Genomic DNA, 24,737 nt, shown 5'->3' on the forward strand with positions numbered 1-24,737 from the left:
TTAGCCCCTTTAAGCAAAGATTTAGCAGACCTTCATCCTATTCGACAGAAAACGAGATATTCCTTTTTCCTCCGCGGTTTCTTTACAAAACCTTAAATTACCAAAAAGAGGATGATCCATCCGAAGACCTAATCCAAAGAAATGTACCAGACCACGAGCTGGGCCCCGGGCCAGAGCAGGAGATGGGCGAGCAGCGTACCGGCCAGACGCGAGAGCATCAGCAGCCCGAACATGCGCTGCATCTCCGCCTCGGAGGTCTGCCCGCCCATGACCTTGTCGGTCAGCAGGGCCACTCTCGGATCGACGAACAACGTAAGCAGAATCGTCGCGATACCATTGATGATCCCCGAGGAGCCCACCGCCTCCGTCGCCGCGGCGGGCGCAAGATACGCCGCGTACATAGCCGACAGGACCCCTACCGTATAAATACCGGTAATCAGCGTGTTCAGCAGGAGCAGCCGCTTCGGGATCCCGCCGATCCGCAGCCGGGACAGCATCCGGAGCCTGGGCAGCCGGGCATAATGGCCCACCATCTTCAGCTTGTCCACGGAGACGGACTCCCGCATCAGCGCGGGGATCGAGCCCAGCGCTTCAAGGCGTGCCACCAACCGCATGGACAGGAAGGACAGGGTCGGGAAGAGCAGGATGGCGGTCAGCGTACCGAGTGCCGCTCCCCCCAGAATGATGTGGATCTGACCGCCGAGATCGGCGCCGCCGCCTCCCTTGGCCTGATCCACGAGCTCGCCCACGTACTTCGACTGGAAGAGATTCGAGGTCCGGGCGACAAGCAGCACCATGCCGGTCAGCGACAGCGCTACGGCCAGCTTCCGGCTGCGGATCCCCGCTAGCCGGATGGCGTAGGAGCTCGTCTCCGCGGCATGGACGAACAGCGTCAGCAAACAGATCAGCAGCAGCTGGCCGCTCATAAGGCCGCACCCGCGGCAGCGTACGGTTCCGCGTGCCCCTTCCGCCCCCGCCTCCCGGCAGCCGATTCCGGCCATCCGCCTGATCGGCTGCCAAATAACCTTTGGCCCAAGGTCATTGCCGGCTCATCTCCTCACAGCGTAACCCTCAGCCGAAGCGAAGCGGTTCGCCATCTATACTTATCATTACCCTCTACCAAAAAAAACGTGACCCGCTCCTTACAGGAATAGAGTCACGTTTGGGGCCAAGGTCACACGCCCCGGTCGTCAAATCAGCTGCCGGCCACGTCCCGTTTCGTGAAGACTCCCCACGAGATGCCGTAAAACAGCAGCCAGTACAGCACGAGCATCGTCACGGAGAAACCGAGTGTCATCCCCTCGACCAGAGGCCCCGGACCTCCCCCGAAATACGGGGACAGATCCGTATTGGCGAACAGCAGGTACTTCGCCCACGTGTAGCGCAGGCTGATCAGCACCAGCATCGCCGTTCCTGAAGTGAACATCAGGAAGATCGACAGCCCGATCGCCAGCGACGAGCTGCGGAAGACGCTCGACACCATGAACGCGAGCGTGGCGGTCATCAGCATCTCCACCGCGCTTAGCGCGTAAGTCCGGAGGAGAACCGGCAGGCTCTGCTCCGGACCGATCGCCCCGCTCATCCCGAACAGCACCAGCCCGGTAAAATACGAAACGATGAAGAGCAGGACGAGCATGGCCGCCATGAAGAGCAGGACCGCCAGATACTTCGAGAACAGGATTTTGCCGCGGGATACCGGGCGGATCAACAGCAGCTTGACCGTTCCCCAGCTGAATTCGGAAGCGACGATATCCCCCGCCACGATCACGGTGAATATCGTAGCCAAGGCCGTCAGATTCTGCGCCGTTCCCATGAACTCAAGGGCATGGCTCAACATCAGGGCGGAGTCCGCCACGTACTTGATGATCAGCCCCATCGCCAGCACCATGACCACGAGCAGACCGAGCATGATCCAGGTGCGCGTGCGGGCAAAAATCTTCATCAGCTCGTTGCTTACGAGCGAGACCAGACTAGACAATCCGATTCCCCCTTGTCACCTCGAGGAACTGGTCCTCCAGCGTCTTCGTCCGGATGCGGATCCCGTAGACCCGGATCCCCGCCTTCACGAGCCTAGCATTCAGCGCGGCTACACTCTCCCGGCGGTCCGGCAGCTCGACGGTCAGCTCCGATGCCGTGCCGCCGACGGTCCACTCCCCTTCGAGCAGCGCCCGGGCCCCGGCGGCGTCATCCACCTCGAAGTGGACCGTCACCCCGTCCGCCTCTCCGGATGCTTCCCGGAACGAGCGCACGTCGAGCAGGCGGCCGTTCTGGATGATCGCCACCCGGTCGCACATCAGCTCCATCTCCGACAGCAGATGGCTGGAGACAATCACCGCAATGTTCTCTTCCCTGGCCAGCCGCCGCAGATAATCTCTAAGCTCGCGAATCCCTTCGGGGTCGAGCCCGTTGGTCGGCTCATCGAGGATGAGCACCGACGGCCGGTGCAGAATCGCTTGGGCGACCCCGAGACGCTGTCGCATTCCAAGCGAGTAGGTCTTGACCTTGTCCCCGATCCGGTTTTCAAGGCGGACGAGCTCCACCGCCTCCTGAATCCGCTCTTCTTTCACGCCGGGCATCATTCTTGCAAAATGCAGGAGATTCTGATACCCCGTCAGGAATCCGTAGAATTCCGGATTCTCGACGATGGCGCCCACCTGCCCCATGGCCTCCTCGAATTGCCCGGCCACGCTCTTGCCTCCGACCCTCACCTCACCGGCGGAGATCGAAATAAGTCCGACCATCATCCGGATGGTCGTCGTTTTGCCGGCTCCATTGGGCCCGAGGAAGCCGAACACCTCGCCGGGCCTCACGTCGAACGTCAGCCCGTCGACGATCGTTCGGCCCCCGATGCGCTTGGTCAATCCCCGGAGCTCCACCACATTCGTTTCCATGAATCGCTCCTCCAACCGCAGCCTCGCCCTATGAAAGACCAGGATCTGCTTAACCCAAAAAGGCATCGTATACTTTCCTTAAACAGGAAAAGTATACCATACCTTCGGGAGAGGTCCAAACGGCTGCAGGCCTTTGGTTATCCGGTTTTCTCGGAGTCCTCATAGTACTTGGCCAGCGAGACGATCATGCTGCCCATCCGCTCTTCCTCCGGCGCCACCACGCGCACAATGCCTTCGTCACGCAGCGCTTCGGCCGTTACCTTGCCCACAGCGACACCCACGACTCTCTCGCGGAAGGCTTCCAGCACCTTCTCCGCAAGCCCCTGCTCCCGTGCATAGGCCATCAGGAAGCGTACCTGCGGGGTGGAGGTGAACGTCACCGCATCGATCGCCCCTCCCAGAATCTCGCCGAGCAGCGTATCGACGACCGTCAGGTCCGGCGGCACATGCCGGTAAGGCAGAATCCCGTAATGTAGGGCCCCCTGCGAAGCCAGCCATTCCACCAGCCGCGGCGCATGGTCCCCGTACAGCTGCAGGGCCACTTTGCGGCCCTGCAGGTCCAGCGAACGCTCCTGAAGCGCCCGGAGAATACCGACCGTCGTCCCATCGTCCGCTTTCACTTCCGGCTCGATATCCAGGGTTTTGAGGTATTTCACCGTCTTGTAGCCCCGTACGGCGAGCGGAGTTTGCCGGAGCGTCTCCAGGAACTCTTCCCGCAGACCGATGCTTTCCGCCACCTCCAGCAGCATCTCCGTCCCCTGGGATGTCGTCAGCACGATCCAGTCCGTGCCCTCCCGGACCAGCTTGCGGATCTCTTCCTCCACCTTCTCGCGCTGCATCTCCACCGAACCCTGGGCCGGACGGACCACGGGAATCCCTCCGAGTTTCTCGACCATAATACTGAGCTCCGCCGCCTTCCGCGGCCCCGTCAATGCGATGCGTTTGCCTTCCAATCTGCGCATGATGTCACCCCTCCTCCGAAATCCGGATCGTTGTCTAACCTTAAACCGCAGAAACGGATTCTTATGTAAGTTCCGCTTCGATCGGATGTAACCTATCCTGACATGATTATTAGTTGTAATATACCTTATGCTTACGTATTTTTCAATATACACTTCCTTATCATATTCATAACAAACGCTTATTTTAATGATATAAACGAATAATATCGAGTCTTTTTTGCGCTAAAGTTCGTTTTCCCTCCTTTTCTTTTGTCATTTCCTTCTCTCTTCCCTGCCGCCCCTCCCCTGCTTTGGGCCAAATTCCCTTTCCTTCTCCCCCTTCGAGGTTTATCTTTCGGAACAAGTGGCAAGTCTAGTACTATCAACACCGCTCAGATGCTAGTGCTAGAGGAGGAAAATAGAAGAATGAAGATCACCGTATCTCCCCCAATCACACGCTGGCTGCTCCTGATCACCATGACGCTCGTTTCTCTTCTGCTGCCGGTGCACTCGGCTTTGGCCGTACCTTTATCCCATGACCATTCCGCCGATTACACTTGCTATATGCCCGGACATAATTGCGGCGGGGATACCGCTTCAACAGATGACAGCGAGCTTCCAGCCGAGATCCGCTATGAAGTCCGCTCCGGCGATACGCTCTACCGGATTGCCCGCTCCTTCGGCGTCCGAGTCGAGGATCTGTATGCGGTCAATGACCTGCCCGATACTCAGAAGCTGACCGTCGGGCAAGTCCTCGACATTCCGCCGCTGGGGGCCTCCCTCCGGCTTCCCGAAGGGGAGAGCGTCGTCAGCCAGGTACTCACCTCGACGCTCACCGCCTACACCGCCGGCGCCGAATCCACGGGCAAATCGCCAGGCAATCCCGCCTACGGCATTACATACAGCGGAAGCCGCGCCGAAGAAGGGCGGACGATTGCCGTCGACCCTGATCTGATTCCGATCGGTTCCACCGTCTTTATCGACGGCATCGGGCTCCGTAAGGCCGAGGATACCGGTTCGGCGATCCAGGGTCCCCGCATCGACATCTTCATGCAGGATGTGAAGATGGCCCGGCAGTTCGGGGTCAAGAAGAATGTCAAAGTCTATGTGCTCTCGGGTGAGAGCTGACCTGCGGTGCAGGAATACGACCAATACAGCGAATACGGCGGACAAGCTGATGCCTCAGCCTCCGCCGTATTTGGTCTGCAGTGCTCTGACTTGATTCATCAGCTCCGTACCGATGACCCCCTTCAAAATCCCGGTACAGCGGCTCCATCGCCTTGATCCACTCGAGGCGCTCCTCCGCCGTTTGCCTATGGATGCGGATCCCTTTATACCGCTCCAGCTCCCGCAGCTGGCTTGCATTCATCTCCTGCGCATTGCGGTTCGCCCAGGCCGACGTTTCCTCGAGCGCTTCCCGGATCAGGCTCTGCTCATGGGAAGGAATCCCCTTCCAGAACGCCTCATTCACCAGGACGGCATAGCCGAGGTAGGCATGGGCGGTCAGCGTCATATGCTTTTGGACTTCATAAAATTTCTTGGAGTGAATATTCGAAACGGTATTCTCCCCTCCGTCCACCATGCCGGTCTCCATCGCCTGATACGTATTGTTGAACGGAATCGGGATCACGGATGCCCCGAGCAGGGAGAACTGCGCTTCGATCACCCGGCTCGGCAGCACCCGGAAGCGCTGACCGGAGAGATCCCCGGGATGAACGATCGGCCCGCGGTTCGAGGTCATATGCTTGAATCCGTTGCTCCAGAAGGTCAGGCCGACCATATGCTCGTCTTCGAGCTTTGCGTTCAGCAGACGTCCGATCTCCCCATGAAACGCTTCGTCGACGGCCTTCTCCGAGAGAAACGCATACGGCAGATCGAACAGCTGCCAGGCCGGTACGCGCTCCGATATGTTCGAGAGCGCAGGCGCGATCATCTGGATCTCCCCGTTCATCAGCGCCTCCACTTCGTTCGTTTCGTTATACAGCACCCCATTGGGGAACACTTCTACCTTGATCCGGCCCCCCGCTTTCTCCTTCACTCTCCTGGCAAAATCCTGCGCGGCCAAGCCCTTGGGCGTATTCTCGGCTACCACATGGCTGAACTGGATGACGATCTTGTCATGAAACCCCAGCTGTTCGTCGTCCTCCACAACCATAGAGGTCAGGAACGCCGGATAGAAGCCGATCACGAGAGCCGCCGCCACTCCCGTCAGGACCATCAGCAGCGTACCGAATAACGGGCGCATGGGCACTCCTCCTCTGTCTGATTCTTGGCTCGTTGCTCTTTGTGCCTTCAGTTTTCCCCAAGTATACAGGAAAGCGGTCCGCCTGACAGCCCTCCCTTCCTTCTCATGAACTCCGTCACTTCCGGTTACACTAGCAACAGCGAAGATCTACCGACCAAGGAGGAGTGGACCTGATGCTGCAAGGAAAACGGATTTCCGAACTTCTGATCAGCCTGACCGTCTGTTCTCTTCTGCTTGCCGGATGCGGCAAAGCACAGCAGGAACAGCAGGGAGCCGCCAAGGCCCAAAGCGCACCTCAAGAGACCAAGCCGCCGATCGATTCCGAGCTGCAGCAGCATATGAAGATGTACCAGGATCTCAAGAAGCAGGAGACCGAACAACTGGAGAAGCGCCGCAAGGAAGAGAAGAAAACGCTCGAGAAGCTGCAGAAAGAAAAGGAGAAGACGCTTCTAAGGGAGTTCGACACGGAAGAGAAAATCCGCAAAGGCGGCAACCCCTGGAAGTCTCTCGGCAAGAAGGAAGAAGGCAAAGAAAAAGGCGGAAAGGAAGAGAAGAAGGAAGGCGGCGGCAAAGGCGATGAGCAGGGAAAAGAAGGCGGCGATGCGGGACAGAGCGGCGAGAATCAAGGCGGCGGTTCCGGCTCGTAGCACGCGGAGGCCCCGGGAAGATGGGGCTTTTTTGCTGTGCGCCCATTTCCCAATAAGCTGCGCCTTGTTGTATGATAGGGGCACGAAACACGACCCGGAAGGAAGACAGGCCTATGCTTCAGCGACTGCGCATCGGTTCCAAGATTGCTATTCTTTCGTTCGGCATCGTTCTCTTCTCCCTGCTTATCGGCGGAACGATTCTGCTCGGCACCATCGTCCATCTGCGGGAGGAGGAACTTGGACGGCGGCTGTTGGTTACCGCCCGGACGGTGGCCCAGATGCCCGAGATCCGGGACGGGCTCCGCGACCCCCGGCTGCGCGAAGGCATCCAGCCCGCGGCCGAGCGGATCCGTATCATCAACGATGCGACCTACGTGGTCGTCATGGATATGAACCGCTTCCGGCAGTCGCATCCGGTGGAAAGTCTGATCGGCTCCCGCTCGGCCGGAGAGGATGAGGGGGCCGCTTTTGCCGAGCATACCTATCTCTCCAAGGGGAAGGGCGAGCTTGGAACCGTCCTGCGAGCCTTTGTGCCCGTCATGGACGAGAACCATGTTCAGATCGGCGTGGCCCTGGTCGGGCGCCTGATGCCCACCATCCCGCAGATTATCTCCGGGATGACCCGGGAAGCATCTCTTGTCCTCCTGCTTTCCCTGCCTTTCGGGTTATGGGGTTCCTGGAAGCTCGCCCAGCACATCAAGCAGCAGATGTTCGAGCTGGAGCCGCAGGAGATCGCGAGGCTGCTGGTCGAGCGGACCGCCACCTTCCATGCCATGCACGAGGGCGTCATCGCCATAGACAAGCATGAGGCCATTACGATCTTCAACGACAAGGCCAAAGAGATGCTCGGCATTCAAGGCGAGGTGATCGGCCGGCCCATCCGCGAGGTCATCCCGGACACCCGGCTGCCGGAGATTCTGGCCATGAACCACCCGGTTTATAATCAGGAGCTGATGGTCCGGGGGGCCCGGATCATGAGCAACCGGGTACCGATTACGGTGGGAGGGGACACCGTTGGCGCCGTTGCGATCTTCCAGGACCGCACGGAAGTGACGCGGATGGCGGAGGAGCTGACCGGCGTCCGGGCCTTCGTCGATGCGCTGCGGGTACAGAACCACGAATACATGAACAAGCTCCATACGATCGGCGGCTTGATCCAGCTCGGCCGCAACGACAAGGCGCTCGATTACCTCTTCGAGATTACGGAGCGCCGTGAAGAGCTGACGGGCTTCCTCAGCGCCCGGATCAAGGATGAGAGCATCGGCGGCCTGCTCCTCGGCAAGATCAGCCGCGGTCAGGAGCTTGGCATCGAAGTCACCGTCGACCGGCAGAGCAGGCTGGACCGCTTCCCTCCCCGGCTCGATCAGCATGATCTCGTCATCGTGCTCGGCAATCTTATCGAAAATGCCTTTGATGCGCTGGCGCCGGTAGAGCGGGACAAACGCATCTTTGTCAGCATTGAGCAGGATGAGGAGATTCTCTCCCTGCTTGTCGAAGACAACGGGACGGGCATCGAGGAACCCGCCCGCGCCCGGATTTTCGACCGGGGCTTTACGACCAAGGGAGGCAGCGACCGGGGGATCGGACTCCACCTGGTGGCAGGCATCCTGCACAAGGGCGGGGGCGAGCTGTCCCTCGAGTCCACGCCGGGAGAAGGCACGTCCATTACCGTAACCTTTCCCATGATGGAAGAAGACCTTTAACTGAAAGCGAGGCCAAGCGCAAAATGAATTCCACGCCCTCCCGTTTCAGCGTGATTCTTATTGAAGACGATCCCATGGTACAGGAGGTCAACCGCCAGTTCATCGAGCGGGTCGAGGGCTTCCGTGTCGAAGCCGCGGCATCGAACGGCAATGAGGGGCTTCAGCTCATTCGCACCATGCGGCCCGATCTGGTCTTCCTCGACATCTTCATGCCCGGGCTCGGCGGGATCGAGACCCTGGCGCAGCTGCGTTCGGAGCAGTTCCCCGTGGAAGTGATCGTCGTCTCCGCGGCCAACGATCAGCGGACCGTGGAACAGATGTTACGGAACGGAGCGTTCGATTACATCATGAAGCCGTTCAAATTCGAACGGGTCCGCCAGGCACTCGAGCGCTTCCGCAGCATGAAGCACACGCTGGGCAGTGAGCAGCCCCTGACGCAGGCCGACCTGGACCGGCTGCGCTTTGCTTCCGCCGCGCACGCAGACGATGCGGCCCCGGCGGGGCCCAGCGAGCTTCCGAAGGGCCTGCAGGCGGTGACCATGAAGCAGATTGTGGGCTTCCTGTCCGGCCAGGCCCGCCCCCTCTCCGCCGAGGAGGTGGCCGAAGGCGTCGGGATCGCCCGGGTTACCGCCAGAAGATACCTCGACTATCTCGAGAAAAACGGCCGCGTGCGGCTGGATCTCCAGTACGGCGTCGGCCGCCCGGTGAATACGTATGTCATGACCACGAAAGCGGACGGCTGGCTCTAACCCGGCGTCCGCTACGGGTGTTCCTTTGGCCTGCTGAGCGCCCGGATCGCAGCTGACGCCTGATCGAGTTCCCACCGCCCTACATTTGGACTTTTCTTTGCTTGTCTTCCCCTGGTTCCTCATGCACTCTTCTCTCTGACCCCCGGAAAACTTTTACGACCTCCCGACCGATCCCCACTTCCAGCCCGAAGCTGCTCGTCCTCTTCTCACTCCTGTTCCTTTACCGTTCTGGCCCCACCCATCCCTGCCTCTTCTCCCTGTTCCTTTACCGTTCCTATCTCTAGCTCATTCAGTGCCTTCTTTGCCAATCAAGCGCTCCCTCTTCCTGTTTCACTTGTCTCCCTTCACTGCTCGGACTGTACCTCATCTCCATGCCGGTCCTCCTTCTCACACTGCTTCCCCCCTTCTCCAATCTTAATCCATGCCCGCCGACCGCCCCCCTCCGCTTATAACGCTTCGCTGACTCCTCAAGCTGCCATCGAACTATTTTTCTCCCCGCCCGGCCAAGACCATAAAGACCAAAACATCCATTATGTTCAAATGATTCCCTTCCTTGATTGTAAGCGATATCATCTACACATAACCTTAACATTCTACAAAAGGAAGTGAATTTACGTGAAATTCAATCCGAAAAGCCTGACTACCCAAGTGATTGCAGCTATCGTATTAGGCATAGCTTTCGGGGCCTTCTTCCCTGCATACGGAACGGAATTGAAAGTGCTCGCCGATATTTTTATCAAGATGGTCAAAATGATTATTGCTCCGATCGTCTTCCTCACTATCGTCATCGGGATCGCGGGAATGGGAGATCTCAAGAAGGTCGGCAAAATCGGCGGCAAGGCGCTCCTTTACTTTGAGATCGTAAGCACCATCGCGCTGGCCATCGGCATCTTGGTTGCAAACGTATTCAGAGCAGGGGAGGGCTTCGATGCGGCGAATGCGTCCAAAGGAGATATTTCCACCTACACGAAGCAGGCTGCCGCCACAAGCCACGGATTTATGGATTTTGTCCTGACGATCATCCCTGACAGCTTCATTGGAGCGTTCGCCAAGGGGGACCTGCTCCCTGTGCTGTTCCTTGCCGTGCTGTTCGGCTGTTCTCTTGCGGCCATGGGCAAAGGCGGCAAGCCGGTGATCGATTTCTTCGAGAAAATCACCGAAGTCCTGTTCGGCATCGTCAATATCATCATGAAAGTGTCTCCGATCGCCGCCTTCGGTGCGATGTCTTATACGATCGGCAAGTTCGGCTTCGGGTCCCTGATCTACCTCGGCAAGCTGATGGGATCGGTTTACACGACGATGGCCCTCTTCATCATCATTATCCTTGGAGCGATCTGCAAGATGTACGGCTTCAGCATCTTCAAGTTCATCCGTTACATCAAAGAGGAGATTTTCCTCGTAGTCGGCACCTCATCTTCCGAAGCCGCGCTGCCGAAGATGATGGACAAACTCGAGAAGTACGGCTGCTCCAAGTCCGTCGTCGGTCTCGTGCTTCCAACAGGGTATTCCTTCAACCTCGACGGCACTTCCATCTATCTTTCGATGGCCGCCCTGTTCATTGCGCAGGCCTATGGCGTCGATCTTTCCCTGATGGAGCAGCTGACCCTTCTCGGTGTGCTCATGCTTACCTCCAAAGGAGCTGCCGGCGTCACCGGATCCGGTTTCGTCACGCTCGCCGCGACCCTGGCCGTCTTCCCGTCCATTCCGGTCGAAGGCATGGCCCTGATCCTCGGCGTCGACCGCTTCATGTCCGAAGCCCGCGCCGTCACGAACCTCATCGGCAACGGCGTAGCGACGGTGGTCGTCTCCAAGATGGAAGGCGAATTCACACCGCAGACGGCTGAAGTGCTTTCCACTTCCAAAAAGCAGGTCAGTGCCTAATAAAGTCGACTTATATGCCTCCCTCGGGCCTACCGAGGGGGGCTTTCTTGTCAGCCGCCTGCCGCATCATTCCAGCAGTAACGGCATCATTCAGCAGCACCAAAAAGAGCCCTGGTCGGCACATGACTGCCGGTTCCAGGGCTCTTGCTCGTTGTCACACCGTATGATATTCCGAAAGAATCTGCCTCGAAGCTTACCTTCGGACGATCCAACCTCAAACCTCGGGGCTCTTCACCGGGCATCCCGCTAAGGGCTGGCTGCCTGCAGGCGCTGCCCGCTGTGTATCCTTGCTTTCCGCCAGAATCTCATGTCCGCCGTTCGCAACCGACACCGCAGGAGCAGCACGAACGGGGACATAGTACTTCAACGGCGGCGGGGATCGGCCGCCAAAGCTGAGGCGCTTTTAACGGCTGAGCACGCCCTGCGCGCTTCCGCTGCGGGTGTCTTCTGCAGACGCGGCCGCCTGGAGAATGACCGCGCCGTGGGCCGGCAGCTCAACGATGCCCGCTTTGCCCCCGGCCAGAACGTCCACTGCGTCGAGCGCTGCAGCATCCACTGTCTGAGGAGCGGCGTTGTGGTTGAGCAGGAAGTAGTAATCCTTGCCGTCCTTGCGGCGGCGGGACACTTCCACACCGGCTGGAGTCTCGAGCAGGGGCTCGATCCCTTTATCGCGGCAGAGCTGCTGCAGCAGCCCCTGCAGGAAGCTTGGCTCCGGACTCGACGCCAGGTACCAGGCCTGCCCCTGTCCGAAGGTGTTCGCCGTCACTACCGGCATGCCTTGGTAGAAGTCGTCTCCGTACTCGGCGATGATCTCAGCGCCTTCCGAGTGAATCAGGTCGCACAGCATTTCGCAGGCATACTCACCCTGCAGCGAGCCGAGCTCCTTTTTCATCACGATCCGGTTCTGCTTGCCAGGGAGCAGCGCATCGATCTCCTCCGCCCAGATGCCGAGCACCTTGCGCAGCTCGCCCGGATAGCCGCCGAGCGTCACGATGTCGTTCTCGTTGACAATGCCGCTGAAGAAGGTCGTCAGGAAGGTGCCGCCGCCTTGGACGAACTCCTCGACCTTCTGGGCATAGCCGGATTTCACCATATAGAGAACCGGGGCGATCACGACATCATACCCGCTAAGGTCGGCATCCGTGCCGATCATGTCCACCTGGATATTCGCCTGATACAGCGCATCGTAGTACTTGTGCACTTCTTCCACATACTGCAGCGCTACAGTCGGGCCGCTCGAGAATTCCACAGCCCACCAGTTCTCCCAGTCAAAAACGATCGCAGCCCGCGACGGCACCCGCGAATCCAGCAGGGAATCGCCGAGCTGCTGCAGCTCCGCCCCAAGCTGGGCGCATTCGCGGAAGACGCGCGTGTGCTCGTGGCCGACGTGCTCGATTACCGCACCGTGGTATTTCTCGCAGGCGCCTACGGAGCGGCGCAGCTGGAAGAACATCACCGTATCGGCGCCGCGGGCCACCGCCTGGTAGCTCCACAGCCTCATGACGCCCGGGCGCTTCAGTGAATTGTACGGCTGCCAGTTCTGCTGGCTCGGCGTCTGCTCCATGAGCATGAACGGCGCGCCGTCCTTGAGTCCCCGCATGAGGTCATGCGTCATGGCCGTCCGGCTGACCGGCGTGTCCGCAGCAGGATAGTTATCCCACGATACGATATCCATGTGCTTCGCCCACTTGAAGTAGTCGAGCGGCTTGAACGTCCCCATGAGGTTCGTCGTAACCATAATGTCCGGCGTATGCTTCTTAAGCTCCTCGTGCTCTTCCTTGTAGCACTCGAGCAGGCTGTCGGAGTTGAAGCGTGTATAATCGAGCGAGATGCCCTGGAAGTTCGTTCGGGTCGGCCCCCACTGCTCACTGAGTTCGTTCGGAGGCACGATCTCCTCCCAATCGTAGAACGTGTGGCCCCAAAAACGCGTGTTCCACGCCTTGTTCACAGCCTCAAGCGATCCGTAGCGCTGCTGCAGCCATACGCGGAAGGCTTCGGCGCAGTTGTCACAGTAGCACTCCCCGCCGTACTCGTTCGATACGTGCCATACGAGCAGCGCCGGATGGTCCTTGTACCGTTCAGCGAGCTTGCCGGCCAGAAGACGCGCATATTTGCGGTAGGTAGGGGAATTCGGGCAGGAATTGTGTCTGCCTCCGAATTTGCGCTTGCGCCCCTGGAAGTCCACCCGAAGCACATCAGGGTGACGGTGAGCCATCCAGGCCGGGTGTGCGCCCGTGCTCGTAGCCAGGCAGGCATACAGGCCGTTTTCGTGCAGCTTATCCATAATCTCGTCGAGCAGCTCGAAGTTGTATTCGTTTTCACTAGGCTGCAGCAGCGCCCATGAGAACACGTTCACCGTAGCGACGTCGATTCCCGCGAGCTGGAACATCCGCATATCTTCATCCCATACCGGTTTGTCCCACTGTTCAGGATTATAATCTCCGCCGTAGAACATCTTGGGAAGCTTCTTATTGATCACAGGACATCTCTCCTCGTGTTAGGTTTGAATATAAGAATACATTCATAGTACTATAAGGAAAGAAGCGAATATATATAATATTTGGTATGTGTATATAAGAATACGGAACTTTACCGAGGTCATTCCATGGACAAAAAGCACTGCATCCCCGCCCTGCCGGAAACGCCGCTGCCGCTGTATCTCGAGAGCGTGGGCCTCAATCCCGAGCAGGAGCGGATCTCCCGGCCCCAAGGCTATCCCGTCTACCACTGGCTGCTGACCGTCCGCGGCGAAGGGGTGATCACCTTCGCCGGCAGACAGGAGCGGCTGCCCGTTCAGACGGCCGTACTTCTGCCGCCGCACCTTCCTCATGTCTATGAAGGTACGGCGGGCGACTGGGCTACCGCCTATGTCACCTTCGACGGTGCCCAGGCGGAAGGGATTCTGGCCTCGCTGGGGCTCCCCTGTCCTTCCGTGTGGACCTGGAACACGGCGGAAGGGGAGAACAGCATGAAGGCCGAAACCCAGCGCCTCCTCGCCGCGGCGGAGCGGCAGCATCCCGGCTCCCTGCTTGAGCTCTCCTGCGAGGTGTACCGCTTCCTCGCGGCCCTCAAGCAGTTCGGGATGCCGGGCCGGCTTCCGTCCCTCTCGGACGCCCTGCGGGTGCTCGAGCCGGTCACGCGGTGGCTCGAAGCTCATTACGGTGATCCGGGGATCGGCATGCCCGAGATTGCCTCCGTGCTCGGCCACAGTCCCCGCCACCTGACGACCTTGTTCCGCCGCGCTTACGGCACAACCCCTTATGCTTATCTGCTGTCTCTGCGCATCCGCAAGGCCAAAGAGCTGCTTGGGGGCGGCGCCTCGCCTCCCATCCATGTCATCGCGGGACGCGTCGGGTTCCGCGACGCCTCCCACTTCATTGCCACGTTCCGCCGCTTAACCGGCATGACGCCGGAGCAGTACCGCAGCCTGCATTAAAGCTGCCGCAGCAAAGCTAGGTTAACCGCCGGGACGTTCACTGGAGTGCTGGCTTTTATTCCTGAAGCAGCCGTCTTGTTCTCCTCTTCAACCCCCGCAGCAAAAAAGCCGGCTCTCTCTACGAGAACCGGCTCTTATGTTTCATATGATGAATTATTCGCCAACCATATCGTCAAAGACGCACTCTTCGGGCTTCAATACTTTGGTTTTGTGCTTGAACTTGTACGAAAGCCAGAAGACGAGGAAGATGGGAATCCCGATATAAGAAGCGACCAGATAAGCCCAATCGATTTTGCCCTCGCTGAACGCCCCGAAGCTTTGCCCGATAATTACGATCGTACAGAGCACGCCGGCCAGAATCGGGCCGAACGGGAACCATTTGGCCCGGTAAGGCAGATCATCGAGCGATTTGCCCTGAGCGACATATGCCTTGCGGAACCGGTAATGACTAACCGCAATCCCCAGCCAGGCGATGAAGCCGGTCATCCCGGAAGCGCTGAGCAGCCAGGTATACACAACACCCTCACCGAAGAAGGAGGACAAGAAGGCTAGCATGCCCAGTGCTGCGGTCGCTATGAGAGCCGGAACCGGCACGCCATGTCGGTTCAGACGGCCGAACCATGCCGGCGCTTTGCCTTCCTTAGCCAGCTGCCAAAGCATCCGGGTCGAAGCGTACATCCCCGAGTTCCCTGCCGAGAGCACCGAAGTCAGAATGACGGCGTTCATGACGGAAGCCGCAATACTGAGGCCCGCCTTCTCGAAGATGAGGGTGAACGGACTCATCATGACACTGTCATCGGCCAAATTCTCATTGGTGTAAGGAATCAACAGACCAATCACCGCAATGGCGAGGAGGTAAAAGAGCAGGATGCGCCAGAAGACGGTACGGATCGCACGCGGCACATTCTCACGCGGGTTCTCGCTCTCTCCCGCAGCGATCCCCACAAGCTCCGTCCCTTGGAAGGAGAAGCCGGCAGCCATGAACACCCCGAGAACGGCAAGGAATCCGCCCGGGAAGGGTCCTTCCCCTACGCCCAGATTGCTGAACCCCACCGGCTGGTTGGTCCAGATCCCGAAGATCATCAGAATCCCCACCGCAATGAATACGACGACCGTAATAATCTTAATCATCGCGAACCAGTACTCCGACTCACCGTACCCTTTGACCGCGAGCAGATTGAGCCCGACCATGAGAAGCAGGAACAAGACGCTCCAGGGCAGTGAAGGGGTATCCGGCAGCCAGAACTTAATGAGCAGGCTTGCCGCTGACAGCTCGGCTGCTATCGTGATAGCCCAGTTGTACCAATAGTTCCACCCCAGGGCAAAACCGACGGAAGGGTCGATAAAACGGGAAGCATACGTGCTGAATGAGCCGGATACGGGCATGTAAGTAGCCATCTCTCCAAGCGAAGTAACGAGAAAATACACCATAATGCCGATGGTTAGATAGGCAAGAAAAGCTCCGCCTGCACCTGCCGAGTGGATGGCTCCGCCGCTGGCCAGGAAAAGACCCGTTCCGATTGAGCCGCCGAGCGAAATCATCGTCATGTGCCGCGCCTTCAGCCCGCGCTGCAATTTGTCATTGCTCATGCTTATGTACTCCTTCTTAGATGTGATGTGCGGGATCATTTACCAAATATCGCTTATAAAAGAAAAAAGCCGCAAGCAGCGGCTCTTCCCTTCTATTTACGCGAAGCGGATGATGGGAATCGAACCCACGCTACCAGCTTGGGAAGCTGGAGTTCTGCCATTGAACTACATCCGCAAAAATGGTCGGGACGACACGATTTGAACATGCGACCCCCTGGTCCCAAACCAGGTGCTCTACCAAGCTGAGCTACGTCCCGATCTTATGGGTTTACTTTTATTTAAACACTTCCAATCACGTAAGAAACGTAGTCTATTCCAGAAGGTAGAAAACGCTTCCCGATCAAGTGTTAAAGAAAAAGAAACCGTTCCCTGAGAGATTCGAACTCCCGACCTTTTGATTCGTAGTCAAACGCTCTATCCAGCTGAGCTAAGGGAACAAAGAAATGAATGGAGCGGAAGACGGGAATCGAACCCGCGACCCTCGCCTTGGCAAGGCGATGCTCTACCGCTGAGCCACTTCCGCAAAGATGGTGCGGTCGAGAGGACTCGAACCTCCACGGCTGTTACACCACTAGAACCTGAATCTAGCGCGTCTGCCAATTCCGCCACGACCGCATATAAAGTTAGATGGTGCGGTTGAGAGGACTCGAACCTCCACGAGCTTACGCCCACTACCCCCTCAAGATAGCGTGTCTGCCATTCCACCACAACCGCATATAAAATTAAAAAGTGAGCCATGTAGGACTCGAACCTACGACACCCTGATTAAAAGTCAGGTGCTCTACCAACTGAGCTAATGGCTCAAATGAAAAATGGTGGAGGCTGATGGATTCGAACCACCGAACTCGATGAGAGCAGATTTACAGTCTGCCGTGTTTAGCCACTTCACTAAGCCTCCGGGCTTGGATCACTTGAGATGTGATTCATGGTGGCTCGGGACGGAATCGAACCGCCGACACGAGGATTTTCAGTCCTCTGCTCTACCGACTGAGCTACCGAGCCATAGTAAGATCCGCTTGGCGACGTTCTAGTCTCCCAGGACCCTGCGGTCCAAGTACCATCGACGCTGGAAGGCTTAACGTTCGTGTTCGGGATGGGTACGCGTGGTTCCCTTCCGCCATCATCACCAAACGGTTGTTCAAGGCTTATACCTTGAAAACTGGATATACGTTCGGTTATGTCATTTTTCGTTCCGTTGTGCTTCGCACAAAGGTCACTACCAAAATGACATATCCTCACTTGCTAGCTGAAAACCTAACATCTATATTGCCGCCGCTTCCTTGCGGAAGCTTGTGGATAAGCCCTCGACCGATTAGTATTCGTCAGCTCCACGCGTTGCCGCGCTTCCACCCCGAACCTATCAACCTCGTCGTCTACAAGGGGTCTTACATACTGGGAAATCTCATCTTGAGGGGGGCTTCACGCTTAGATGCTTTCAGCGCTTATCCCGTCCGTACTTGGCTATCCAGCCGTGCTCCTGGCGGAACAACTGGTACACCAGCGGTACGTCCATCCCGGTCCTCTCGTACTAAGGACAGCTCCTCTCAAATTTCCTGCGCCCGCGACAGATAGGGACCGAACTGTCTCACGACGTTCTGAACCCAGCTCGCGTACCGCTTTAATGGGCGAACAGCCCAACCCTTGGGACCTACTTCAGCCCCAGGATGCGATGAGCCGACATCGAGGTGCCAAACCTCCCCGTCGATGTGGACTCTTGGGGGAGATAAGCCTGTTATCCCCAGGGTAGCTTTTATCCGTTGAGCGATGGCCCTTCCATTCGGTACCACCGGATCACTAAGCCCGACTTTCGTCCCTGCTCGACCTGTTTGTCTCGCAGTCAAGCTCCCTTATGCCTTTGCACTCTTCGAATGATTTCCAACCATTCTGAGGGAACCTTGGGGCGCCTCCGTTACGCTTTAGGAGGCGACCGCCCCAGTCAAACTGCCCACCTGACACTGTCCCCGTACCGGATCACGGTACCAGGTTAGAACTCCGATACGATCAGGGTGGTATCCCAACGGCGCCTCCACCCAAGCTGGCGCTCAGGCTTCTCAGGCTCCCACCTATCCTGTACAGATCGTACCAAAGTCCAATATCAAGCTGCAGTAAAGCTCCATGGGGTCTTTCCGTCTTGTCGCGGGTAACCTGCATCTTCACAGGTATTAAAATTTCACCGGATCTCTCGTCGAGACAGCGCCCAAGTCGTTACGCCATTCGTGCGGGTCAGAATTTACCTGACAAGGAATTTCGCTACCTTAGGACCGTTATAGTTACGGCCGCCGTTTACTGGGGCTTCGGTTCACAGCTTCGGATTGCTCCTAACCGCTCCCCTTAACCTTCCAGCACCGGGCAGGCGTCAGCCCGTATACTTCGCCTTGCGGCTTCGCACAGACCTGTGTTTTTGCTAAACAGTCGCTTGGGCCTTTTCACTGCGGCCCCCTCGGGCTATTCACCCTACCGAGGCACCCCTTCTCCCGAAGTTACGGGGTCATTTTGCCGAGTTCCTTAACGAGAGTTCTTCCGCGCGCCTTAGCATGCTCTGCTCGCCTACCTGTGTCGGTTTGCGGTACGGGCACCTTCTCCCTGGCTAGAGGCTTTTCTTGGCAGCCTGAACTCATGACCTTCGGTACTTAAATTTCCCTCCCCATCACAGCTTAGCCTTATCGATGTGCGGATTTGCCTGCACATCAGCCTCACTGCTTGGACGAGCATCCATCAGCTCGCGTCACTATCCTTCTGCGTCACCCCATTGCTCATAACGGTTCACGGTGGTACAGGAATTTCAACCTGTTGTCCTTCGACTACGCCTTTCGGCCTCGCCTTAGGTCCCGACTTACCCTGAGCGGACGAGCCTTCCTCAGGAACCCTTAGGCTTTCGGCGGATCAGATTCTCACTGATCTTTTCGTTACTCATACCGGCATTCTCACTTGTATGCAGTCCAGCTGTCCTCACGATCAACCTTCAACCCGCATACAACGCTCCCCTACTGCCCGGGTGCAAACAAGTTTGCACCTTGGACTCATAGCTTCGGTGGTGTGTTTAGCCCCGTTACATTTTCGGCGCAGAGTCACTCGACCAGTGAGCTATTACGCACTCTTTCAATGGTGGCTGCTTCTAAGCCAACATCCTGGTTGTCTGTGCAACTCCACATCCTTTCCCACTTAACACACACTTGGGGACCTTAGCTGATGATCTGGGCTGTTTCCCTCTTGACAATGGATCTTAGCACTCACTGTCTGACTCCCGGGCATCACGTTTGCGGCATTCAGAGTTTGACTGGACTTGGTAACCCTTGGCGGGCCCCGCACCCAATCAGTGCTTTACCTCCGCAACGCTAACCCGAGGCTAGCCCTAAAGCTATTTCGGGGAGAACCAGCTATCTCCGAGTTCGATTGGAATTTCTCCGCTACCCCCACCTCATCCCCGAATTTTTCAACATTCGTGGGTTCGGGCCTCCAGTGCGTGTTACCGCACCTTCACCCTGGACAGGGGTAGATCACACGGTTTCGGGTCTACGTCCACGTACTATGTCGCCCTATTCAGACTCGCTTTCGCTGCGGCTGCGGCTTCTCACCTTAACCTCGCACGGGAACGTAACTCGCCGGTTCATTCTACAAAAGGCACGCCATCACCCATTAACGGGCTCTGACTTCTTGTAAGCACACGGTTTCAGGTTCTTTTTCACTCCGCTCCCGCGGTTCTTTTCACCTTTCCCTCACGGTACTGCTTCACTATCGGTCACCAGGGGAGGTATTTAGCCTTGGCAGATGGTCCTGCCGGTTTCCCACGAGGTTTCACGTGTCTCGCGGTACTCAGGATCCGTCTAGGATGTTCGCAGAATTTCAGTTACGGGGCTTTTACCCACTCTGGCCGGCCTTTCCAGACCTGTTCGCCTACTCTGCTTAACCCACATTGACGTCCTACAACCCCAAGGAGCAAGCTCCTTGGTTTGGGCTGTTCCGCTTTCGCTCGCCGCTACTGACGGAATCACTATTGTTTTCTTTTCCTGAGGGTACTTAGATGTTTCAGTTCCCCTCGTCTGCCTCCGATGCAGCTATGTATTCACTGCATGGTACATGCGAATTACCACATGTGGGTTTCCCCATTCGGACATCCCCGGATCAAAGCCTGCTTACGGCTCCCCGAGGCATTATCGTTGTTCGCCACGTCCTTCTTCGGCTCCTGGTGCCTAGGCATCCTCCGTGTGCTCTTAATAGCTTAACCAAATCGCTCGATGATTTTATTTTACGTTCCGTTGAGCTTCACTCAAAGGTCACTACCAAAATAAAACATCTCGCTAGGCAGCTAATAAAAAACATTAGATACTTCAGCTAGTTTGTTTCGTATATCCAGTTTTCAAGGAACAAACTTCTTTATTGAAAGGTATTGCACCTTTCAAAACTGAACACGAGTGAGTGTCCCGCTTGCGCGGTCGATGCAGCTTGCGCTGCCATATTTGATCCGGCCATTTTCATGGCCATGATCTCCATAGAAAGGAGGTGATCCAGCCGCACCTTCCGATACGGCTACCTTGTTACGACTTCACCCCAATCATCTACCCCACCTTCGACGGCTGGCCCCCTTGCGGGTTACCCCACCGGCTTCGGGTGTTGTAAACTCTCGTGGTGTGACGGGCGGTGTGTACAAGACCCGGGAACGTATTCACCGCGGCATGCTGATCCGCGATTACTAGCAATTCCGACTTCATGCAGGCGAGTTGCAGCCTGCAATCCGAACTGAGACCGGCTTCTAAGGATTCGCTCCATCTCGCGACTTCGCTTCCCGTTGTACCGGCCATTGTAGTACGTGTGTAGCCCAGGTCATAAGGGGCATGATGATTTGACGTCATCCCCACCTTCCTCCGGTTTGTCACCGGCAGTCACTCTAGAGTGCCCAACTCAATGCTGGCAACTAAAGTCAAGGGTTGCGCTCGTTGCGGGACTTAACCCAACATCTCACGACACGAGCTGACGACAACCATGCACCACCTGTCACCTCTGTCCCGAAGGAGGGCCCTATCTCTAGGGCTTTCAGAGGGATGTCAAGACCTGGTAAGGTTCTTCGCGTTGCTTCGAATTAAACCACATACTCCACTGCTTGTGCGGGTCCCCGTCAATTCCTTTGAGTTTCACTCTTGCGAGCGTACTCCCCAGGCGGAGTGCTTATTGTGTTTACTTCGGCACCAAGGGTATCGAAACCCCTAACACCTAGCACTCATCGTTTACGGCGTGGACTACCAGGGTATCTAATCCTGTTTGCTCCCCACGCTTTCGCGCCTCAGCGTCAGTTACAGTCCAGAAAGCCGCCTTCGCCACTGGTGTTCCTCCACATCTCTACGCATTTCACCGCTACACGTGGAATTCCGCTTTCCTCTCCTGCACTCAAGTCTTCCAGTTTCCGGTGCGAACCGGGGTTGAGCCCCGGGCTTAAACACCAGACTTAAAAGACCGCCTGCGCGCGCTTTACGCCCAATAATTCCGGACAACGCTTGCCCCCTACGTATTACCGCGGCTGCTGGCACGTAGTTAGCCGGGGCTTTCTTCTCAGGTACCGTCATTCGCAGAGCAGTTACTCTCCACGACGTTCTTCCCTGGCAACAGAGCTTTACGATCCGAAAACCTTCATCACTCACGCGGCGTTGCTCCGTCAGGCTTGCGCCCATTGCGGAAGATTCCCTACTGCTGCCTCCCGTAGGAGTCTGGGCCGTGTCTCAGTCCCAGTGTGGCCGATCACCCTCTCAGGTCGGCTACGCATCGTCGCCTTGGTGGGCCGTTACCCCGCCAACTAGCTAATGCGCCGCAGGCCCATCCGTAAGCCACAGGTTGCCCCGTGTTTCATGATTCCGGCATGCACCGAAACCAGCTATCCGGTCTTAGCTACCGTTTCCGGTAGTTATCCCGATCTTACAGGCAGGTTGCCTACGTGTTACTCACCCGTCCGCCGCTAAGCACCGAAGTGCTCCGCTCGACTTGCATGTATTAGGCACGCCGCCAGCGTTCGTCCTGAGCCAGGATCAAACTCTCCATTAAAGAAAAGCTGATGACTCATTTTGAAGCTTGGCAGAAACTCATCGCTGAGTCTCTATATTTAACACTCACTCGTTGTTCAGTTTTCAAAGGGCAATCTTGGTTCGTAATCATCAGGCCGCCGAAGCAGCTCAATCAACTTACCACATCGTTGTCCCTACTAGCAAGCGGCTAATTTTCGCTAATGCTTCATACCGGCTTCATTTGTTTCGACAACGTTTTACACTCTATCACAACTTGAAGTTCTTTGACAAGCACTTTCTTTTTCCATTCCAGGGGACGAACCCGCTGGTGCAGATCAGTGAATACTAGTAAAGAAGTTGATGCGACAGCGAAAGTTAATTTACCACAAATGGGACAGGAATTGCAAGTGTCTAATTGTTTCCTGCCCTGCATCTTCGGACCCTTGACGCCTCCGCGGCGAACCGACCGGAAGGATGATGCAGCAAAGTTGCATAAGGCAGGGCAAGAGTGTATGTTTTCCAAGTAGGCAATTAACCCTAATCTTTCATCTATACCGCAAAAGGAGCTGAACCATGGAATCCTTGCTTGCCGTTGAGGAGTTGACGGGCGGGTACAGCCGCCAAAAGCCTGTGCTGCATCAGCTTTCCTTTGATGTCCGGGAAGGGGAAATGATCGGACTGATCGGCTTGAACGGTGCCGGCAAGAGCACGACGATCAAGCATATTCTCGGACTGCTGCAGCCCCACTCCGGGTCCATCCGCCTTCAGGGACGCCGTTTGGATGAAGATCCTACCGCGTACAGACGCACCTACGCCTATGTGCCCGAAAGTCCCCTTTTATATGAAGAGCTTACGGTGAAAGAGCACCTGGCCATGGCTGCGATGGCCTACGGCATCGAAGAAGCCGCATTCGAAGAGCGGGCTGAAGAGCTTCTGGAAGAGTTCCAGATGTCGGTGTATGCGAACCGGCTGTCCGCGCACCTCTCGAAGGGCATGAAGCAAAAAGTCATGATTATGAGCGCCTTCCTAGTCCGTCCGCGCCTCTACATTATAGATGAGCCGTTCCTGGGTCTTGACCCCCTGGGGATCCGATCTCTGCTGGAGCTTATGGTGAAGGTCAAGAACAGCGGTGCCGCCATTCTGATCTCGTCTCACATCCTGTCGACCATCGAGAAATACGGTGACCGGTTCCTGCTGCTGCACGGAGGGGTCCTGACCGCTGCCGGAGACATGGACGCGCTGAGAAGCCAAGCGGGGATGCCGGGGGCTTCCCTGGACGATGTGTTCTGTCATCTCGTCAGCCCGAACGGGTGCAAATCATGAAGGGCCCGGCACCTGCTCCCGCCCCAAGGACACCGGAAGAGCTGTGGAACCGGCGGACAGCGGGGTTTCTGGCCGAAATTAGACCTTATCTGGTTTATGCCCTGCAGAGTGTCGCCCTGGCGGTCATCCTGCTGATGCTCGGTGCGGGGGTCGGCTACAATTACCTGCTGACTTCGGCCCCTCCGTCCTTTCCATTCAAAGAGCTTGCCGCATGTATCCTGCTGCCTGCCGCAGCGCTCAGCCCGATCCGCACTTATATGAAAGAAGCCGATCTTATTTTCCTTATGCCGATGGAAACCGGGATGTCAGCTTATTTCGACAAAGCGGCTTCCAGAGCCTTCCGCCTGCAGCTGCTGCTGCTCGTCGTGTCTTGGCTCGCCGCCTGGCCGCTGTACGCTAAAGGCGCAGGAGAAAGCGGCCTTCTCCTGTTCGTCCATATCCTCCTCGTGCTCGCCGCCGTCAAGAAAGTCCTGCTCTACGGCCGGTCCTTGGAACTTAAGCTGTCGGAGAAGAAGATGATCTCCTTCTATGTCACACTCCGGACCTTGGTGGCGGCGGGCACGGTGTACCTGATCACTGTTCTGACTGCGTGGGAGGGAACGCTGGCCGCCGCACTCCTGCTGCTAATCTATCTCGGCTGCCTGTACCCTGTAAGAAGCAGAGCAGTGAACTGGACACGCCTCGTAGAGCTGGAGAGACGTCACCGCGGCGTGACTTTTCGGCTGCTGAATAACTTCATCGATGTGCCTTCGGTACAGGGCCGGCCGCGTTCCGTCCATGCTCCCAAAAAAGGGCTCGGAGTGCTCGGCGGCTTCCGTCACCGGCCTGAGGATACGTACCGGTATCTGTACACCCTCGTATGGCTGCGCTCGGAGTGGTTCGGGATCACCGTGCGTTTGACGCTGCTCGGCGTCATCCTGCTGGCGGCCGTACGCGGCGCCTGGATGGCCGGGATCCTCTATGCGTTGTTCGCCGGGCTCACCGCCCTACAGCTCAAGGAGCTTCAAAAAGCGTACAGGCACTCGGACTGGTCGTTCATTTATCCGCTGCCCGAAGGAATTCGCAGCCGTTCCGCCTCCACCGTCGTCTTTCGGATTCACGCCCTGTGTCTGGCCCTGCTGGCCCTTGCTTCGCTGGCCTCCATGCCGACACCGCTTTATTCGGCAGGCTGGTTCGCCGTGACCCTGCTCCTGTCGTATCTCTATTCGAAGCGGCAGCGAAAGGAACGGCAGTGGAGCTGATGCTTAGAATACCTATAGAGCTGATAAGCGCAGCCTCTTCCTGACAGAAGCGGACTGCGCTTGTTGGGCTGCGCCGTAAAAAGAATACTGTCTATAATGT

The 24,737-nt window shown here is 57.2% G+C and carries 15 protein-coding genes, 9 tRNA genes and 3 rRNA genes; 8 read left to right on the top strand and 19 right to left on the bottom strand.

Annotated elements, in window-relative coordinates:
• Positions 1–128: 128 nt before the first annotated feature.
• The 4 genes from PM3016_RS31730 to PM3016_RS31745 all read right to left on the bottom strand — a co-directional run bounded on the left by PM3016_RS31730 (position 129) and on the right by PM3016_RS31745 (position 3,853).
• Complete coding sequence (locus PM3016_RS31730) at positions 129–926, bottom strand: lipid II flippase Amj family protein (RefSeq protein WP_041618785.1); 798 nt, start codon at positions 924–926, stop codon at positions 129–131.
• Positions 927–1,195: 269 nt separating this feature from the next.
• On the bottom strand, positions 1,196–1,978 hold the full coding sequence (locus PM3016_RS31735) for an ABC transporter permease (RefSeq protein ID WP_013920540.1): 783 nt from the start codon (positions 1,976–1,978) through the stop codon (positions 1,196–1,198).
• Positions 1,971–2,891, bottom strand: coding sequence for an ABC transporter ATP-binding protein (locus tag PM3016_RS31740; RefSeq protein ID WP_014652717.1), 921 nt, complete (start codon positions 2,889–2,891; stop codon positions 1,971–1,973). The genes PM3016_RS31735 and PM3016_RS31740 overlap by 8 nt, the downstream gene beginning before the upstream one ends.
• Before the next feature lie 137 nt (positions 2,892–3,028).
• A complete protein-coding gene (locus PM3016_RS31745) occupies positions 3,029–3,853 on the bottom strand; it encodes a uroporphyrinogen-III synthase (protein WP_014372214.1) in 825 nt (274 codons plus the stop codon).
• Between the two features lie 405 nt (positions 3,854–4,258).
• Between PM3016_RS31745 and PM3016_RS31750 the strand changes: the two genes are divergently transcribed.
• The gene (locus tag PM3016_RS31750) at positions 4,259–4,960 is read left to right on the top strand and encodes a 3D domain-containing protein (RefSeq protein WP_014372215.1); all 702 of its coding nucleotides are present in this window, start codon (positions 4,259–4,261) and stop codon (positions 4,958–4,960) included.
• On the opposite strand, the gene PM3016_RS31755 is transcribed toward PM3016_RS31750, so the two are convergent.
• Positions 4,929–6,077, bottom strand: a complete 1,149-nt coding sequence (locus PM3016_RS31755; RefSeq protein ID WP_014372216.1) for a DctP family TRAP transporter solute-binding subunit — start codon at positions 6,075–6,077, stop codon at positions 4,929–4,931. The genes PM3016_RS31750 and PM3016_RS31755 overlap by 32 nt on opposite strands.
• Positions 6,078–6,250: 173 nt before the next feature.
• On the opposite strand from PM3016_RS31755, the gene PM3016_RS31760 reads away from it, so the two are divergent.
• From PM3016_RS31760 to PM3016_RS31775, 4 genes are all read left to right on the top strand, one after another.
• The gene (locus tag PM3016_RS31760) at positions 6,251–6,724 is read left to right on the top strand and encodes a hypothetical protein (protein ID WP_014372217.1); all 474 of its coding nucleotides are present in this window, start codon (positions 6,251–6,253) and stop codon (positions 6,722–6,724) included.
• 113 nt (positions 6,725–6,837) lie between these two features.
• Positions 6,838–8,427, top strand: coding sequence for an ATP-binding protein (locus PM3016_RS31765; RefSeq protein WP_014372218.1), 1,590 nt, complete (start codon positions 6,838–6,840; stop codon positions 8,425–8,427).
• Positions 8,428–8,450: 23 nt separating this feature from the next.
• Entirely contained in the window at positions 8,451–9,176 is a 726-nt protein-coding gene (locus PM3016_RS31770; RefSeq protein ID WP_013920549.1) for a response regulator, read from the top strand.
• 615 nt (positions 9,177–9,791) lie between these two features.
• Positions 9,792–11,057 carry a dicarboxylate/amino acid:cation symporter gene (locus PM3016_RS31775; protein ID WP_014372219.1) on the top strand — a complete coding sequence of 422 codons (1,266 nt, stop codon included), beginning with the start codon at positions 9,792–9,794 and terminating at the stop codon, positions 11,055–11,057.
• A 403-nt stretch (positions 11,058–11,460) separates the two neighbouring features.
• On the opposite strand, the gene PM3016_RS31780 is transcribed toward PM3016_RS31775, so the two are convergent.
• Positions 11,461–13,536, bottom strand: coding sequence for a beta-galactosidase (locus PM3016_RS31780; RefSeq protein WP_014372220.1), 2,076 nt, complete (start codon positions 13,534–13,536; stop codon positions 11,461–11,463).
• A gap of 126 nt (positions 13,537–13,662) precedes the next feature.
• On the opposite strand from PM3016_RS31780, the gene PM3016_RS31785 reads away from it, so the two are divergent.
• Positions 13,663–14,493, top strand: coding sequence for an AraC family transcriptional regulator (locus PM3016_RS31785; protein WP_014372221.1), 831 nt, complete (start codon positions 13,663–13,665; stop codon positions 14,491–14,493).
• Between the two features lie 153 nt (positions 14,494–14,646).
• Here PM3016_RS31785 and PM3016_RS31790 read toward each other — a convergent pair whose 3' ends face one another.
• From PM3016_RS31790 to PM3016_RS31850, 13 genes are all read right to left on the bottom strand, one after another.
• Positions 14,647–16,083, bottom strand: coding sequence for an amino acid permease (locus PM3016_RS31790; RefSeq protein WP_013920556.1), 1,437 nt, complete (start codon positions 16,081–16,083; stop codon positions 14,647–14,649).
• 104 nt (positions 16,084–16,187) lie between these two features.
• Positions 16,188–16,258, bottom strand: a tRNA-Gly gene (locus tag PM3016_RS31795).
• A 5-nt stretch (positions 16,259–16,263) separates the two neighbouring features.
• Positions 16,264–16,340: transfer RNA gene (locus PM3016_RS31800), tRNA-Pro, on the bottom strand.
• Positions 16,341–16,446: 106 nt separating this feature from the next.
• A tRNA-Arg gene (locus tag PM3016_RS31805) sits at positions 16,447–16,520 on the bottom strand.
• Positions 16,521–16,531: 11 nt separating this feature from the next.
• Positions 16,532–16,606: transfer RNA gene (locus tag PM3016_RS31810), tRNA-Gly, on the bottom strand.
• Between the two features lie 5 nt (positions 16,607–16,611).
• Positions 16,612–16,698 (bottom strand) — tRNA-Leu (locus tag PM3016_RS31815).
• A gap of 13 nt (positions 16,699–16,711) precedes the next feature.
• Positions 16,712–16,797 (bottom strand) — tRNA-Leu (locus tag PM3016_RS31820).
• A 16-nt stretch (positions 16,798–16,813) separates the two neighbouring features.
• Positions 16,814–16,886: transfer RNA gene (locus tag PM3016_RS31825), tRNA-Lys, on the bottom strand.
• A gap of 10 nt (positions 16,887–16,896) precedes the next feature.
• Positions 16,897–16,981 (bottom strand) — tRNA-Tyr (locus PM3016_RS31830).
• Positions 16,982–17,009: 28 nt separating this feature from the next.
• Positions 17,010–17,085: transfer RNA gene (locus PM3016_RS31835), tRNA-Phe, on the bottom strand.
• A gap of 12 nt (positions 17,086–17,097) precedes the next feature.
• Positions 17,098–17,214: ribosomal RNA gene (gene rrf / locus PM3016_RS31840) — 5S ribosomal RNA — on the bottom strand.
• Positions 17,215–17,375: 161 nt separating this feature from the next.
• A 23S ribosomal RNA gene (locus PM3016_RS31845) occupies positions 17,376–20,308 on the bottom strand.
• A 268-nt stretch (positions 20,309–20,576) separates the two neighbouring features.
• Positions 20,577–22,113: ribosomal RNA gene (locus tag PM3016_RS31850) — 16S ribosomal RNA — on the bottom strand.
• Together the 16S, 23S and 5S rRNA genes with 9 tRNA genes alongside form the textbook arrangement of a ribosomal RNA operon.
• Before the next feature lie 533 nt (positions 22,114–22,646).
• Here PM3016_RS31850 and PM3016_RS31855 point away from each other — a divergent pair.
• Both PM3016_RS31855 and PM3016_RS31860 read left to right on the top strand, forming a co-directional pair.
• A complete protein-coding gene (locus PM3016_RS31855; protein ID WP_014372222.1) occupies positions 22,647–23,396 on the top strand; it encodes an ABC transporter ATP-binding protein in 750 nt (249 codons plus the stop codon).
• Complete coding sequence (locus tag PM3016_RS31860) at positions 23,393–24,637, top strand: ABC transporter permease (RefSeq protein WP_014372223.1); 1,245 nt, start codon at positions 23,393–23,395, stop codon at positions 24,635–24,637. Before PM3016_RS31855 ends, PM3016_RS31860 begins: the two co-directional genes overlap by 4 nt.
• Positions 24,638–24,737 lie beyond the last annotated feature (100 nt).

The sequence above is a fragment of the Paenibacillus mucilaginosus 3016 genome (assembly GCF_000250655.1).
Classification (GTDB): Bacteria; Bacillota; Bacilli; order Paenibacillales; family NBRC-103111; genus Paenibacillus_G; species Paenibacillus_G mucilaginosus.